The sequence below is a fragment of the Antribacter gilvus genome (assembly GCF_003946865.1).
GTDB lineage: Bacteria > Actinomycetota > Actinomycetes > Actinomycetales > Cellulomonadaceae > Antribacter > Antribacter gilvus.
Genome location: NZ_QXTH01000009.1, coordinates 195,044 through 209,360, shown reverse-complemented (window position 1 = coordinate 209,360; position 14,317 = coordinate 195,044). Strand labels below are relative to the sequence as shown.

General features: G+C 71.6%; 14 protein-coding genes and 1 tRNA gene. 7 read left to right on the top strand and 8 right to left on the bottom strand.

Translation table 11 applies throughout. The annotated features are described in order from the left end of the window. Positions 1 to 3 precede the first annotated feature (3 nt). Both D1350_RS16545 and D1350_RS16540 read right to left on the bottom strand, forming a co-directional pair. Positions 4 to 1,041, bottom strand: a complete 1,038-nt coding sequence (locus tag D1350_RS16545; RefSeq protein WP_125777128.1) for a zinc-dependent alcohol dehydrogenase family protein — start codon at positions 1,039 to 1,041, stop codon at positions 4 to 6. A gap of 68 nt (positions 1,042 to 1,109) precedes the next feature. Further along, positions 1,110 to 2,486: a BadF/BadG/BcrA/BcrD ATPase family protein gene (locus tag D1350_RS16540; RefSeq protein WP_125777127.1), complete on the bottom strand. Its 1,377-nt coding sequence runs from the start codon at positions 2,484 to 2,486 to the stop codon at positions 1,110 to 1,112. Between the two features lie 303 nt (positions 2,487 to 2,789). Here D1350_RS16540 and D1350_RS16535 point away from each other — a divergent pair, with 303 nt between their 5' ends. From D1350_RS16535 to D1350_RS16525, 3 genes are all read left to right on the top strand, one after another. Further along, complete coding sequence (locus D1350_RS16535; protein ID WP_125777126.1) at positions 2,790 to 3,326, top strand: hypothetical protein; 537 nt, start codon at positions 2,790 to 2,792, stop codon at positions 3,324 to 3,326. Positions 3,327 to 3,379: 53 nt separating this feature from the next. Next, a tRNA-Asn gene (locus D1350_RS16530) sits at positions 3,380 to 3,452 on the top strand. A 75-nt stretch (positions 3,453 to 3,527) separates the two neighbouring features. Beyond that, positions 3,528 to 4,265: a Fic family protein gene (locus D1350_RS16525; RefSeq protein ID WP_125777125.1), complete on the top strand. Its 738-nt coding sequence runs from the start codon at positions 3,528 to 3,530 to the stop codon at positions 4,263 to 4,265. 3 nt (positions 4,266 to 4,268) lie between these two features. Here D1350_RS16525 and D1350_RS16520 read toward each other — a convergent pair whose 3' ends face one another. Both D1350_RS16520 and D1350_RS16515 read right to left on the bottom strand, forming a co-directional pair. Further along, positions 4,269 to 5,483, bottom strand: a complete 1,215-nt coding sequence (locus D1350_RS16520; protein ID WP_164545196.1) for a sulfotransferase family protein — start codon at positions 5,481 to 5,483, stop codon at positions 4,269 to 4,271. 76 nt (positions 5,484 to 5,559) lie between these two features. Next, positions 5,560 to 6,897, bottom strand: a complete 1,338-nt coding sequence (locus tag D1350_RS16515; protein WP_125777124.1) for a cytochrome P450 family protein — start codon at positions 6,895 to 6,897, stop codon at positions 5,560 to 5,562. A gap of 223 nt (positions 6,898 to 7,120) precedes the next feature. Between D1350_RS16515 and D1350_RS16510 the strand changes: the two genes are divergently transcribed. Continuing rightward, positions 7,121 to 7,696 carry a hypothetical protein gene (locus D1350_RS16510; protein ID WP_125777123.1) on the top strand — a complete coding sequence of 192 codons (576 nt, stop codon included), beginning with the start codon at positions 7,121 to 7,123 and terminating at the stop codon, positions 7,694 to 7,696. Here the strand turns inward: D1350_RS16510 and D1350_RS24935 are convergent. The 3 genes from D1350_RS24935 to D1350_RS16495 form a co-directional block, all read right to left on the bottom strand. Then, positions 7,612 to 8,223, bottom strand: a complete 612-nt coding sequence (locus D1350_RS24935; RefSeq protein WP_125777122.1) for a serine hydrolase — start codon at positions 8,221 to 8,223, stop codon at positions 7,612 to 7,614. The two genes, D1350_RS16510 and D1350_RS24935, sit on opposite strands and share 85 nt — an antisense overlap. A gap of 79 nt (positions 8,224 to 8,302) precedes the next feature. Further along, positions 8,303 to 8,668, bottom strand: coding sequence for a DUF2171 domain-containing protein (locus D1350_RS16500; protein ID WP_125777121.1), 366 nt, complete (start codon positions 8,666 to 8,668; stop codon positions 8,303 to 8,305). Positions 8,669 to 8,742: 74 nt separating this feature from the next. Continuing rightward, positions 8,743 to 9,498: a DinB family protein gene (locus tag D1350_RS16495; protein ID WP_125777120.1), complete on the bottom strand. Its 756-nt coding sequence runs from the start codon at positions 9,496 to 9,498 to the stop codon at positions 8,743 to 8,745. A gap of 297 nt (positions 9,499 to 9,795) precedes the next feature. On the opposite strand from D1350_RS16495, the gene D1350_RS16490 reads away from it, so the two are divergent. The 3 genes from D1350_RS16490 (at position 9,796) to D1350_RS16480 (ending at position 13,042) form a co-directional block, all read left to right on the top strand. Further along, positions 9,796 to 11,451 (top strand): right-handed parallel beta-helix repeat-containing protein, encoded by a 1,656-nt coding sequence (locus D1350_RS16490; protein WP_125777119.1) that lies wholly within the window; start codon positions 9,796 to 9,798, stop codon positions 11,449 to 11,451. 110 nt (positions 11,452 to 11,561) lie between these two features. After that, positions 11,562 to 11,864 carry a hypothetical protein gene (locus D1350_RS16485; protein WP_125777118.1) on the top strand — a complete coding sequence of 101 codons (303 nt, stop codon included), beginning with the start codon at positions 11,562 to 11,564 and terminating at the stop codon, positions 11,862 to 11,864. An 86-nt stretch (positions 11,865 to 11,950) separates the two neighbouring features. Next, positions 11,951 to 13,042: a lytic polysaccharide monooxygenase gene (locus D1350_RS16480; RefSeq protein ID WP_206074570.1), complete on the top strand. Its 1,092-nt coding sequence runs from the start codon at positions 11,951 to 11,953 to the stop codon at positions 13,040 to 13,042. A gap of 90 nt (positions 13,043 to 13,132) precedes the next feature. Here the strand turns inward: D1350_RS16480 and D1350_RS16475 are convergent, their stop codons facing one another. Beyond that, a complete protein-coding gene (locus D1350_RS16475) occupies positions 13,133 to 14,314 on the bottom strand; it encodes an acyl-CoA dehydrogenase family protein (protein ID WP_125777117.1) in 1,182 nt (393 codons plus the stop codon). Positions 14,315 to 14,317 lie beyond the last annotated feature (3 nt).

The window sequence follows — 14,317 nt, the reverse complement described above, 5'->3', positions numbered from 1 at the left end:
CGCTCACGCGCTCGGCCGGATCATCGTCATGCCCGCGACCGTCGCGCGGTCGAACGCGGGCAGCAGCTCCGCGGCCTCCTCCAGCCCGATGATCCGCTCGACCAGGTCGTGCGGCCGCAGGCGGCCGTCCTCGACGAGCGCGAGCATCCCCGGGTAGTCGGCGGCGGCCATCCCGTGGCTGCCGAGCACGTCGAGCTCCCACCCGATGACGCGCGCCATCGGCACCCGCGGGTGCCCGACGACGGGCGGCAGGAGCCCGATCTGCACGTGACGGCCGCGCCGACGGAGGCTGAGGATCGCGTCGGCGCAGGTCTGCTCGCTGCCCACGGCGTCGACGGCGACGTGGGCGCCGCCGGTCAGCTCGTGCACGCGAGCGGCCACGTCCGTGCTCCCGTCCGCGACGACGACCGCCTCCGCACCCAGCGACGTCGCGACCGCGAGCGCCTCAGGGTTCCGGTCGACGGCGACGACGCGAGCGCCGAGCGCGACGGCGATCATGACGGCGCTGAGGCCCACGCCCCCGGCGCCCACGACGGTCACCCACTCCCCCGCGGACAGCCGCGCGCGGCCGACGAGCCCGCGGTAGGCGGTGGCGAACCGGCAGCCCAGGGCGGCGGCCGCCTCGAAGCTCACGGACCCGGGGATCGCGACGAGGTTCGCGTCCGCCGCGTGGAGCGCGACCCGCTCGGCGAACGAGCCCCAGTGCGTGAAGCCGGGCTGCTGCTGCTCGGGGCACACCTGGGCGTCGCCCCGGGCGCACCACTCGCAGCGACCGCAGCCGCAGACGAACGGCACGGTCACCCGGTCGCCCACGGACCACCGCGTGACCCCTGCGCCGACCTCGGCGATGACGCCGGCGAGCTCGTGGCCGGGCACGTGCGGCAGGGTGATCTCGTCGTGGCCGGCCCAGCCGTGCCAGTCGCTGCGGCAGAGCCCGGTCGCGGCGACCTGGACGACGACACCGCCGTCGGGCGCGACGGGCTCGGGGACGTCCCGCACCTCGGGGGTCGCGCCGATGGCGTCGAAGATCACTGCGCGCATCGCGCCGCCTTTCCTGGGCCGTGCCGGTGGCGTGCGGGAGGCGTCGGCCGTCCCGCACCGCCGAGAGCCTACGACGCCAGCTCGGCCCGGAGGTCCAGCCGGGTCCACGCGCCGAGGAAGACGCTGGCACCGTCGGCGACGGGGATCTTCTCCCCCAGGGGGAGCCTGCCCGCCCCGGGGACCTGCCCGGGCGGGGCGAGGAACGTGCCGTTCCGCGATCCTGTGTCGAGGACCCAGAGCCCGTCGCCGTCCTCGAGGATCTCGCAGTGCCTGCGGGACACGCCCTCGTCGTCGCAGGCGACGTCGGGCGATGAGCCGGGTTCGCCGCCCGCCGTCACCCGGCCCACGGTCACTGTGCCCGGCGCGAGCCGGAACGTGCCGCGCAACCCCGCGGGCGGCGCCACCTGGTGGGCGTAGCCGGCCTTCTGGCTCTCCGCCCACTCGTCGTCGGTCCAGACCTCGACGTTCCAGACGGTCCCTGCCCGGGCCGGGACAGTGCGCGCGGCGGTGGTGTCGTCGTGGGTCTCGACGACGTCGCGCAGCGTCGCCGGGTCCACGCCCGTCGGCACCAGGGCCCGCGCTGTCTCCGTGTCCTGCGTGGGCCCGACGCGCACGTTGAGGTACGGGCTGGTCGGCGGGACCGTGTCGCCGTCCCCGGCGAGCCGCCGCGCCAGGTCGAGCGCGCCGTCGAGCGGCGTTCCCACGGTCGGCTGCACCGCGACGTCGGGCCGCGCGCGGAGCACGTGGGCCAGGACCTCGGCCCGCAGCTCCGGGACGAGGTCCATGAGCTTGCCGGTGGTCGCCACGCGCGGCACCACCTGGCCCCGGTCGAGGGCCGCGAGCAGGCTGCCTGCCAGGAGGCGGGCAGCGTCGTCGAGGATCCCCTGGCAGGCGGGGTCGCCGTCGCGCGCGGCGGTCACGACGTCGCGGGCGAACCCCGCGAGGAGGCTCTGCTGGTCGGTACGCTGCCCGAGGGCGCCCCAGTGCTCGTCGGGCCCGAAGTGGTGCAGCGCCGCCCGCACGAGCGAGTAGTGGGCGCCGTTCTTCTGGCCCTCGTGAGCACGCCGGGCCGCCTTGAGCCCTTGCTCGCCGATCCACCGGCCGCTGCCCTCGTCGCCCGCGAGGTGGCCCAGGCCGTCGGTGAGGAACCAGCGCCCGTCCGTGTCGTTCGAGACGGCGACAGCACCCGAGCCGACGGCGACCACCGCACCGCCGAGCCCGCCCAGCGCGCCGACGTGCGCCGTGACCGCGTCGCTCGCGACCGCCGTCCGTCTCGTGCCCAGCTCGTGGGCCAGCGCCTCATGGAGGGCACGCACGTCCAGCGTCTTCGCGGTGGTCAGAGCCTTCATGCCGCGCATGCCCACCGCGGCGGCGACGATCTGCGGGTCGCGCGGCCGGGCGGCGGCCAGCCCGCTCACGAGGTGGCGGCAGAGGTCCGTCACCACGTCGATCGCGTCGCTCCGGCCCCCGGCCACCTGCGTGGGCCCGGCCTGCCGCCGTCGCGTACTTCCCGCCGAGATGCACGGCGAGGGCCCGCGAGCCCGTGCCTCCGAGGTCGATCCCGACCACCCAGGCCCGGGCCGCCTCCTGCGTTCCTCCGGCTGGCGGCATGCGACGATCGTGACACAACGGACGGCCAGGTTCGACTCGAATGCGGAGGTTGTCCGGCCCGGCTGAATCGATTCGGCGAGCCCTCCGGCGTGTCGGCTCCGCGGTCGCGTCCCGCCCGTCCCGGGTACGGTGACGCCATGCCGTGGTTCGCCCGTCCCCGCCTGCCCGACGCCGTCCGACGCACCCTCCGTTCGGCAGGCGCCGACACCCCGCTCGCCCAGGCGGAGACCACCGACGGGCTCTGGGCCGTGGCCACCCGAGCTGCTCTGGTGATCGTCGCCGCAGGTGAGCCGGGCGACCAGGGCGAGCGGGACGTCGTCGTCCAGCGGGCGTGGTGCGACGTGGACCGGGCGGCGTTCGACCCGGAGGCGTCGGTCCTGACCGTGGAGTGGGTGGACGCCGCTCCCCCGCTCGAGCTCCCGCTCGTGGCGGACCAGCGCACCTCCCTGCCGCAGGTGGTGCGGGAGCGGGTGCAGTGGTCAGTGGTGCACGCTGAGCCCGTCGCGCTCTCCGGCGGCCGCACCGCACGGGTCGCCGTGCGGCGCACTGCGGGCGGCGAGCTGTTCTCGCAGGCCGTCGCCGGACCCGGTGTGGACCTCGACGACCCGACGGTCGCGCGTGTGATCGACGCCGCTGAAGCACGTGTCCGAGATGCGTCCGGACTACCCGCCTGAACCTGCTAGAGTTTCTTCCGGCCGCTCGACCGGAATCGGACGAGTGGACGCCTTCCCGCGTAGCTCAGCTGGCAGAGCATCCGACTGTTAATCGGACGGTCGTAGGTTCAAGTCCTACCGCGGGAGCTTTGGGCATCAAGCCTGGAAAGCCTTCTGTCCTCGACAGGAGGCTCTTTCCTTATCCGGGAAGGATCCTCTTCGATGGCCGAAGAGTATGCGATCGACGCGACGCAGTTCCGGGAAACGCTGCTCGAGCAGCGAGCGTCCCGGCTGCCCGGAGGCCTGTACCACCTCAACCAGGTCCTGATGGCGTACAACTCCAACCGGATCGAAGGCAGTCGCCTCTCCGAGGAGCAGACGCGCTACCTCTACGAGACCCGCACCGTCGAGGGCGTGGCGAGCGTGGACGACGTCGTCGAGATGACGAACCACTTCCGCCTCTTCGACCGCATGCTCGATGCGGTGAGTACTCCTCTCACAGCGGACCGCATCAAGGAGTACCACCGCATACTCAAGCAGGCGACGGCCGACTCCGACCGGCAATGGTTCGTCGTCGGAGGCTGGAAACGTCTGCCCAACATGGTGGGCGACCTGGAGACAACTCCGCCCGATGAGGTCGACGGCGCCGTCGCGGAGCTCCTTGCCCACTATCCCGACCCCGAGGCGATGACGTTCGAGGACGTCTGCAACTTCCACCACCGCTTCGAGGCGATCCACCCGTTCCAGGACGGCAACGGGAGGATCGGCCGGATCATCCTCTTCGAGCAGTGCCTCGGGGCCGGGATCATGCCGTTCATCGTCCTCGACGAGGACAAGTACTTCTATTACCGGGGTCTGGCGGAGTACCCGAACGAGAAGGGCTTCCTCCGCGATACCTTTCGGACGTACCAGGACCGCTACTACGCACGCTTCCGGGATTACGTCCGGCCAACGAGCTAGCCGTCACAGCTCCACGGCCGGCTCCGCATCGCGCAGGTCGAGGCGGTCCAGCAGCCGGTTGTACGGCGCGAAGGTCTCCTCGACCTCGGCCGGGTCGAGGTAGAGGGACAGGTCGTACTGGTGCGGGGCCGACCCGCGGGGTCGGGCGATCACGTCGGCCAGGTTCTCCTGGTCCCGCGTGGTCCAGGCAGCACCGATCGCGGCGTACAGCCGGGGCACCTCGGTGAACGGGTCGGCGCTGAGCTTGTGATAGGGCACGTCCACGATCGACGACGGCGGCAGCTGCCTGCGCAGCTCCAGGCCGCGCTCGACCTGGGCGACCAGGAGGTCCAGGACGAACCGGCCGATCTCCTGCCGGTCGACGTCGTGCTGGTACACCCTCCAGAGAGTCTCGGTGAGGCTGCAGGTGGAGCCGATGACCGTGACCGGGTCGCGGTGCGTCCACACGAACGTGGCGTCGGGGAACACGGTCCGCATCGTGTCCATGTCCGCCAGGTGCCCCGGATACTTGAGGACCCACCGCTTGCGCTCGCGCCCGTGCTGGAGGACCTGCAGGCACTGCTTGAGGTACACGTAGTCCGCCGTCGTGTCGTGACCCGCAAGCCACTCGCGGTAGGACGGCATCAGGCCGTGGATGATCTCCCAGTGGAACCCGTGCGGCAGCACGACCATCGACTCCTCGGGCTTGTCGACGGTGATCGGGTGCATGTCCGAGATGTCGGGCGCAAGCTTCTCCGTCAGCGACACGCCCTGCTCGAGCTGCTTGATGATCTTCCGAGCCGCCTGCGGATCCTCCAGCCCGGTGCTCTGCATCTCCCACAGCAGCGGCGCCCGGTGCTCGGGCGAGGCGGACACGACCCGGTGGGCCAGGGTGGTGGCGGTCCGCGGCAGCCCGCACACGACCACCGGGGCGGTGATCGGTTCGTCGGCGACCTCCGGGTGCTCGGCCAGCACCCGGTTGACCCGCAGCCGGTTGACGTACCTGCCCTTGATGTCGGCGGTGATGAGGAACCAGCCGACCGGCGACAGCTGAGGAATCTCGGCCGCGCCCTGGACGACCCTGCCGAGCCCGTCGGCGAACTCGCGGTCCTCGGCACCCGCCTTCTTCTCGATCTGCGCTACAGCCTTCGCCCAGGATCTCACCGGATCCTCATAGCCCTTGATGACCGGGCCCAGCACCGTGTTCAGCGCGCGGGTGATGCGGGGTGTGTGGCTCATCGTTCTCCTTTGTCGGTACTGGTCACTGCGCTCGGTCGCGCAGAACGGGCCGCCAGGGACGGCAGGGCGGGAAGGATCAGGTGCCTGCGCCGGTGGGGCGGAGGGTGACGGGCAGCGACTCCGGGCGGCGGAACCGCAGGTCGGGGGCCCAGCGGATCTCCTCGGCGCTCGTGGCGAGCACGGGTTCCACCTGGCGGAGCAGGGTCTCGACGGCGGTCCGGACGATCAGGCGGGCCTGCCGCGACGCGGGGCACCGGTGCGAACCCACGCCCCACGCCAGATGAGCCCGGTTGTCGAGCCCGTCCCACGAGCCGTCGCCACGGATCCGTGGGTCCGAGGCGACCGCCCCGACCGCGAGCAGGACCGCGTCCCCGCGCTCGACGTAGGTGTCCTCGCCGAGCAGGTGGCCCTCCTTGAGAGCAAACCGAGGCGCCAAGGCCGTCACCGGGGACGCGTCCCACAACACCTCGTCGAGCGCCTCGTCGATCCCGAGCCGCCCGCCGGTCAGCCGCTGGAAGAACCGTTGGTCGGTCAGGGCGAGGAGCAGGGCCTGCCCCAGCCACGCCTGAAGGCCCAGGCTCGCGCCCGTCACCAGGGACAGCATGCCGAGCACCGCCTCGTCGGCGACCTCGTAGGCCCGATGCCGCGCGAGCAGGCCGACGGGCGTGAGACCGCCGTCCGCGCCCCGGCCCATCGCCTGCCCACCGAGCAGAAAGCTCAGCTCGTCGATGCTCGAGGCATCGCCCTCACCGCGCGCCAGCGCGTCCGCGAGCTCGAACACCTGCTGGCCGGTCTCACGGTCCAGGCCGAGGACCGTGCCGAAGACGAGGTGCGCCACGGGTGCCACGTACTCGCGCATCAGGTCTGCCGTCTCCAGGCCGCTCAGCCGGTCGGCCAGCCGGTCGCACACGGCCCGAGCAACCTGGTCGACCTCGGCCGCGTCGACCGCGTCGAGCACCTCGTCCAAGGGGACGCGCAGCCGAGCGTGGGCCTGCCCGTCCTCCGCCTCCACGCTCGAACCGGCCCACGTCCGGAACGACGAGCGCAGGGGTGCGGGCAACGGCCCGCGTGGCTCACCGTTCCAGGCGCTGGTCTCGGCCGTGACCATGCCGGAGTTCCTGGCGAGCATGACGATGGTCTGGTACCCGGTCACCAGCCACGCACGCGCCCCCGGCCCCAGCTCGACCGGGGCGACGTCTCCCCACCCCTCTCGCAGCCCGGACCAGGCGGCGGTGACGTCACGCGCTGAGAGCACGTCTGCGAGCAGCGGAACCTGCGCCGGTTCGTACAGGCGCACCGGCGACCGGGCCGACGACGGGACGTGGTCGCCCGCCGCGGGACCGCTTCCCGCTACGGCACTGCGTGCTGTCGGGGCTCCCGCCACAGGAGCCGGCTTGCCGTCCAGACCGAGCATGCGAAGTCCTCTCACCGTGCGATCGGATCGATGGCTCGACGATCGCGAGCGCCGTCGCCGGCAAGGGGGCATTCAGGCGTGGGATCAAACCGGCATTCTGGACGCGGGCGGCAGTCTAGCCATACTCGCCGTGGAGCTCGCTCCGCGTTCAGCAACCAGCCGAGGACAGGCCACCGTTAGCCCCGGGGCGAGGTCCATCACCGATGACAGGCAAGATGACGTCATGCCTGACTTCCTCGATCTGCGCTCCGTCAAGCGTGCCGTGCGCAGCGGTCTGGCTCCCCACCTCGAGCCGCTCGGGATGGTGCCGGTCTCTGATCGCGACGGCTGGCAGCGCGTCCTCTCGAGCGGCCTGTCCGCCGCGCGGGTCTGGTTCCAGTACGCCCGGCCATCCCGGGCCCACTCACTCATCGTGGACGGGCCTGTCTCCAAGGCGATCAGCGTCCGGGCGGATGTCGGCTTCGCCCCCACCTACAGCTATGACTCCTGGGCCGTCGCCAGCTCGCGGTTCGGAACCCGGATGACGCCCGAACTCCTCACGGACGACGTCCGGAACCAGATGCACCGCCGCGCGTCCGCCGTCGTCCAGTCGTGGGTCGCCGGCCAGCCACCGTACGACGAGGAGTTCGCGATCCTCTACAGCCCGGAGGCCGTACGGGAACGGCTCGGGAGGAACGACATGTTCTACCCCCTGCCAGACCGCGACGAGGTGGACTATTGGTGCTCCATCGCGGGGCCAGTTCTTGCCGACGCCGTGCAGACGATCATCCGACGCGACGAGCACCAGCCGACTGACTGACTCGGAGCAAGGCAGGCAGATCGTCGGCCACGTCCGTAGCGGTGAGCGGCCGATCCCGTCGACGGCCCCGACGCCGTCAGCGCACCGCCGCGCAGATCGCCCGGCCCAGCTCCTCCGGCTTGGTGAACATGGGCCAGTGGCCCGTCGGCAGGTCCACGATCTCGTAGTCGGACAGGGTCTTGAGCTCCGCGACGAACGACCGCGCCCGCGTCGACGAGCTGCAGGACGGCGAACGCGGTGAACGACTTGGAGATCGACTGTGCCCGGAACGGCGTGGTGGTGGTGATCGCCCCGCCGCCGGAGTCGTGACCGTAGCCGCCCTCGTGCACCACCTCGGCGTCCTGGACCACCGTCACGGCGGCGCCGGGCAGCGCGTGACGGTCCAGGTAGGCACTCACGTACGCGTCGATGCGGTCCCCGGTCGCCTCGTCCGCCGGGGCCGCGGCGTGGACGACCGCCGCAGGGACGGCGACCAGCATCAGCGACAGGACGGACACGAACCATCGGGACGAGAGTGGGGTGCGCACCGCCTCATCCTGGCAGAACGCGGCACGGCGACATGGCGCCGGACGGGCTCAGTGGCCTGCGACGACGGTGTCGAGCCGCCTACCTGAAGAGCTGGTCCTCGGTGACGGAGAGCCGCACCTCGTCGCCGGCGACCGAGGCGATCTGGTCCGCCTCGACGTACCGGCGTCCCGAGAACAGGCCGCGGCCGTCGACCCGCACGAAGCCGAGACGCGCGAGGCGCTCCTGGGCCTGCGGACTCAGGCCGCTCTCGCCTCCGAACACCTCGGCGACCCACTCGAGAACGTTGCGCGGCCCTCCGGACGACTGGCCGGCGCTGGTGTCCGCGCCGGCGTCGGCCATCCGCACCTCGTCGACGGTCCCCACGGTCTCGCCGTCGGCGTCGACGACCCTCATCCCCTCGGTGACGTCGCGGATCGGGCCCTCGGGCCCCGAGAACTCGGTCACGTCCGCTCCCCTCGTCGTGCGCTCTCCTTGATGCTGCACCGCCGCGCGAGGGTACGCATCCGGGCCGACGTCGTTCACGTGGACGAGCCGCTGCCTGCGGCGATGAGGTCCAGGTCCCGGGTGGCGTACGAGTGGTGGTGCCACTCCTCGGTGAGCACCACCCACACGCACTGCGCGACGACGAAGGGCTCGGACTGGTCCATCCACGGCGGCGGTGCGGCTGGACTGCCCGCCTGCTCGGGTGTGACCGTGGCAAGGAAGTCACGCACCTCACGCATCCGGCCCCTGCGGACCCCGAGCACCTCGTCGTACGACGGCGCCGCGTCCGGATCGATCCCGATCCCCGGCGCCTCGGCGGCCAACGCGGAGTGCGGTACTCCGGCAGGCCAGAACACGTCCTCACGCCGGCCCTGCGCGCCCCAGCGCAGCCAGCCGTCGGTGCAGAGCACCAGATGACGCAAGGTCTGGGCGAACGACCACTCTTCGTCGACCGAGACGTCCACCGTGCCCGGAGCCATCGAGGCGACGCGTTCGTAGGTGGCCTCCCACATGCGGTCGAAGGCCTCCGCGGCCGCGCGCAGCCCGGACACTGTGCGGTCCCGGAGCAGCGCGCGCTCCGGGTATCGCTTGTTCAGCTCCGCTTCGACCAGGGGCTGCACCTCGACCCCGTTGATGCGCAGGCCGTGGATGTAGCCGTCGATGTCAGCGCCGGCCAGCTCCACCCCGCGCATCCGTACGCCGTTCAGGCCGACCTCGCGAAACTGAGCACCGCTCAGGTCAGCGTGGCGGATGTCGGCCCCGCGCCAGTCCTCACCGTTGATGTGCCTCATAGCCGCCGACGCTACGCCGAGCCTCTGACACGCAGGTCCGGAGCTCCCGCTGCCGTGACCCACGGATCCGGTCTCCGTGAGGGCTTGTCAACTGGGAAAGCGGTTGCTAGCGTCTGAGAAACCGGTTACCCGGGTTATTTGTCTCATCTGTGTGCATCGCTCCAGCGCCGGGGCGGACACCCCCGTACGGCCGCTGTCGTCGGACGCCCCCCGGGGAGGACTGCGCGGCGCCCGTCCGCCGAGACACGCATGGAAGCGCAACCACAACTCCGCATTCGACGAAGAGTGAGGCAGGACATGAGAACAAGAGTCGGACTACGCGTCCTCGCGGCGGGGGCCACGCTGGCCCTGGCCGCCACGATCGGCATCTCCAGCCTGGCCACGGCCCCCGACGCTCAGGCAGCGGTGCCCACCGGACCCAACCTGAGCCTCGGCGCCGGTGCCGACGGCTCGAGCAAGGCCTCCGGGACGAGCTACGGCAACGTGATCGACGGCTCGACCAGCACCTACTGGTCGCCGAGCAGCACGACGGGCACCATCTCGGTCAAGTGGGGATCGGCCAAGACGATCTCCGCGGTGGTCATCCGTGAGGCGGCCGGTGCCACCGGCCGGATCGGCGCCTGGCGCCTGACCAACCACAGCACGGGCGCCGTCCTGGCCTCCGGCACCGGCGTCACCACCGACGCCATCGCCTTCCCCGCGACCTCGCTGAGCAAGATCAGCTTCGTCATCACCAGCTCCAGCAGCACGCCGCGCGTGGCCGAGTTCGAGACCTACGCCGGCTCGACCGGCGGCGGCGACCCGACGCCGACGCCCACCCCCACGCCGACGCCGACGCCCACCCCGACACCGACGCCGTCCGTGCCGCCGACCGCGGACGCCCTGTACGTCGCACCGACCGGCAGCGACAGCGCCGCAGGGACCCAGGCGGCCCCCACGACGCTCGCCTCCGCCATCAGCCGGATCGCACCCGGCGGCACGATCTACCTGCGCGGCGGCACCTACCGGTACACGCAGACGATCCACATCGAGCCGGGCAAGGACGGGCTCTCGGGCAACCGCACCAAGCTCTTCGCCTACCCCGGTGAGACGCCGGTCCTGAACTTCTCGACCCAGACCGAGAACTCGGCCAACCGCGGGCTCGCCATCGGCGGCGACTGGTGGCACCTGCGCGGCATCGTCGTCGAGCGGGCCGGCGACAACGGGATCCTCCTCGGCGGGAGCAACAACATCGTCGAGCGCGTGATCACGCGATTCAACCGCGACTCCGGGCTCCAGCTCTCCCGGTACACCGCGGGGGCGCCCTCCAGCGAGTGGCCGTCGAACAACCTCGTCGTGTCCTCGGTCTCCCACGACAACGCCGACTCCGACGGCGAGGACGCGGACGGGTTCGCGCCGAAGCTCACCGTCGGTCCCGGGAACGTGTTCCGGTACACCGTGGCCCACAACAACATCGACGACGGCTGGGACCTCTACACCAAGCCGGACACCGGCCCGATCGGGACGGTCACCATCGAGGACTCGCTCGCGTACGAGAACGGGACCCTGACGGACGGCTCCCAGGCCGGGGCCGGCGACCGCAACGGCTACAAGCTGGGCGGCGAGGGAATCAAGGTCAACCACACCGTGAAGCGCAGCATCGCCTTCGACAACGGCAAGCACGGGTTCACGTACAACAGCAACCCCGGGTCGATGACCATCGAGAACAACCTGAGCATCGGCAACACGGAGCGCAACTTCACCTTCGACGCCGGTACCTCGACGTTCCGAAACAACACCTCCTGCTCCAGCGGCTCGGCCGACCGGATCATCGGCAACGACGCCGGCGGGAACCAGTGGTGGTCCGGTTCCAACGGCTCTCGCTGCTCGCAGTACTCGGGCTCCCTCAGCTGGTCCTTCGCCGCCGACGGCCGCCTGGTGGTGACCATCGGAGGCACCACGGTGAACCTCTGAACCTCCTGAACGTCTGACCCGGCGGCCCGGATCCTCCTGGATCCGGGTCGTCGTCGTCCGGGAACTACGCTGTCGACCGACGAGGCACCGACCGACCTGGAGGAAGCGCCGTGCCGAACCGCGTCAAGAACGCCTCCGTGGCCGCACCTGAGGAGTGGACCGACCCGGACGACCACGTCCGAGCGCCGGCGGGTGAGGTCCATGCGTGGTTTCGCGGCACCAACCAGACGGCCTGCGGCCTCGCGCTGGCACGCGAGGGACTGCGGCGCTTCCCGCACATCACCTGGGCCGACGTCCAGCCTGCGACCGGCGGCTACGCCGACCGGGTGACGGGCGTCTGCCGGAGGTGCGCGGCCGCCCTGGGCGTACGCCGGGACGAGAAGCCCTGGACGCGCCGGGACCCGCGGCCCTGATCGCACTGGCTAAAGGATTCGCACCCTGGCCCACTCTGTCCGGATCGCTGCACGGTGGTGGTTCTCTCGAGCTCAAGGAGGAACTCATGCTCGTCGTGAAATCCGTCCGGGCGAGGGCCGCGGTCGTGCTGGCCGCCCTCGCGATGATCCTCTCGGTGGGGGTGGTGGCGATCCAGGCGGCCACCGCACCGCCTGCCGCGGCGCACGGGTCGGTCACCAACCCGCCGTCGCGCACCTACGGCTGCTACGAGCGCTGGAGCGGCAACCACCTCGACCCGGCCATGGCCACGGCCGACCCGATGTGCGCCCAGGCCTGGCAATCGAGCCCCAGCGCCATGTGGAACTGGAACGGTCTCTACCAGAACGGCCTGGGCGGTCAGTTCGAGTCGCGGATCCCGAGCGGGGCGCTCTGCTCCGGTGGGCACACCCAGAACGGCCTGTACGACGCCATGGACCGTCCGGGCCGCTGGTACGCCAAGGGCGTCCCGGCGAACTTCACGCTCACCCTGACCGACGGCTCCGACCACGGCGCCGACTTCCTGCGGATCTACGTGACCAAGCCCGGTTTCGACCCGACGACGCAGGCCGTCGGATGGGGCAACCTCGACCTGGTCAAGCAGACGGGCCGCTACCCGACGTCGGACCCGTACGTCACCGACGTGAACCTCGCGGGCCGCTCCGGCAGGGCTGTCCTCTTCACCATCTGGCAGGCGTCACACTCCGACCAGGCGTACTTCTTCTGCTCGGACATCAACATCGGTGGCGGGGACATCGTCCCTGGCCCGGGCAACCCGACACCGTCGATCCCGCCGAGGACCCCGCCGCCGTCCAGCCCGCCGCCCGTCAGCCCGCCGCCGGTCAGCCCGCCGCCCGTCAGCCCGCCGCCGGTCAGCCCGCCGCCGCCCGGCGGCGCCTGCACCGCCACCGTCCGGGTCGTCAACTCCTGGAGCGGCGGCTACCAGGCCGAGCTCGTCGTCAAGGCAGGCACAGCAGCCATCACCGGCTGGTCCGCCAACGTCGCCGGCGCCACCATCACCCAGGCCTGGAGCGCCACGCTCTCCGGCTCCACGCTGACCAACGCCACCTGGAACGGCAGCCTCAGCGCCGGAGCCAGCACCACCGCCGGCTTCATCGGCAGCGGAAACCCACCCAGCTCGGCCACCTGCGCCGCACGCTGATCGACGACGGGTGCGCAGAGACGCCCACGGCGCCTCTGCGCACCCGTCCCGTCCCGCCCCGTCCGAGGGCGAGACCACCGGGCGAGCGACTCAGCGGAACGCCGCGATGCCTGTCAGGTGCTGGCCGAGCACGAGCGTGTGGACCTCGTCGGTGCCCTCATAGGTCCGGACCGACTCCAGGTTGTTCGCATGCCGCAGCGGTGAGTGGTCGAGCGTGATGCCGTTGCCGCCCAGGATCGTCCTGGCCTGCCGCGCCACCTCGATCGCCACCCGGCAGCTGTTGAGCTTGCCCGCCGAGATCATGTGCCGGTCGAGCCGCCCCTCGTCCTTCAGCCGGCCCAGGCGGAGCGCGACGAGCTGCGCCTGGGCCACGGCGAGCGCCATGTTCGCCAGCTTCTCCTGCGTGAGCTGGTAGGCGGCGAGCGGCTTGCCGAACTGCAGCCGTTCGGCGGAGTACGCGAGGGCGGCCTCGAGGCTGTCGCGCGCGGCGCCGAGGGCGCCCCAGACGATGCCGTAACGGGCCTCGTTGAGGCAGGCGAAGGGACCGCGCAGCCCGGGGTTGTGGGGCAGGATCGCGTCCTCGGGGAGCCGCACGTCCGTGAGCTCGATGTCGCACTGGATCGAGGCACGCATCGAGAGCTTTGGCTCGATGGGCGTCGCCGTGAACCCGGGTGTCGCGGTCGGGACGAGGAACCCGCGGACCTGCGGCGTGCCGTCGTCGGACAGGGCCTTGGCCCAGATGACGGCGACGTCCGCGATCGAGGCGAGCCCGATCCACCGCTTGGCGCCGTTGAGCACCCACTCGCCGCCGGTCAGGACGGCGGTGGTGGCCATGGTGCCCGGGTCCGAGCCCGCGGTGGGCTCCGTCAGGCCGAAGCAGCCGATGATCTCGCCCGCGGCCATGCCCGGCAGCCAGCGCTGCCTCTGCTCCTCGGACCCGTTCTTCGCGATCGCCGTCATGGCGAGCGACCCCTGCACGGACACGAAGGTGCGCAGGCCGGAGTCGCCCGCCTCGATCTCCTGCATCGCGAGCCCGTACTCGACGGCGGAGCGGCCCGCGCACCCGTAGCCCTCGAGGTGCATGCCGAGCAGGCCGAGACCGGCCATCGCGGGCACGATCTCGCGGGGGAAGTACGCGTCGGCGAACCAGCGGGCGATGTGGGGGCGGATCTCCACGTCGACGAAGGCGCGCACCGTGTCCCTCGTCTCGCGCTCGTGCGGAGCGAGCTCCGACTCGACGTCGAACAGGTCGGTGAGGGCGGCGGTGCTCATGAC

What these genes read in the sequence shown, in the direction of transcription:
- D1350_RS16545 (WP_125777128.1), bottom strand. Translation starts at nt 1,041, where the DNA reads ATGCGCGCAGTGATCTTCGACGCCATCGGCGCGACCCCCGAGGTGCGG.
- D1350_RS16535 (WP_125777126.1), top strand. Translation starts at nt 2,790, where the DNA reads ATGCCGTGGTTCGCCCGTCCCCGCCTGCCCGACGCCGTCCGACGCACC.
- D1350_RS16525 (WP_125777125.1), top strand. Translation starts at nt 3,528, where the DNA reads ATGGCCGAAGAGTATGCGATCGACGCGACGCAGTTCCGGGAAACGCTG.
- D1350_RS16520 (WP_164545196.1), bottom strand. Translation starts at nt 5,483, where the DNA reads ATGAGCCACACACCCCGCATCACCCGCGCGCTGAACACGGTGCTGGGC.
- D1350_RS16515 (WP_125777124.1), bottom strand. Translation starts at nt 6,897, where the DNA reads ATGCTCGGTCTGGACGGCAAGCCGGCTCCTGTGGCGGGAGCCCCGACA.
- D1350_RS16510 (WP_125777123.1), top strand. Translation starts at nt 7,121, where the DNA reads ATGCCTGACTTCCTCGATCTGCGCTCCGTCAAGCGTGCCGTGCGCAGC.
- D1350_RS16495 (WP_125777120.1), bottom strand. Translation starts at nt 9,498, where the DNA reads ATGAGGCACATCAACGGTGAGGACTGGCGCGGGGCCGACATCCGCCAC.
- D1350_RS16490 (WP_125777119.1), top strand. Translation starts at nt 9,796, where the DNA reads ATGAGAACAAGAGTCGGACTACGCGTCCTCGCGGCGGGGGCCACGCTG.
- D1350_RS16480 (WP_206074570.1), top strand. Translation starts at nt 11,951, where the DNA reads ATGCTCGTCGTGAAATCCGTCCGGGCGAGGGCCGCGGTCGTGCTGGCC.
- D1350_RS16475 (WP_125777117.1), bottom strand. Translation starts at nt 14,314, where the DNA reads ATGAGCACCGCCGCCCTCACCGACCTGTTCGACGTCGAGTCGGAGCTC.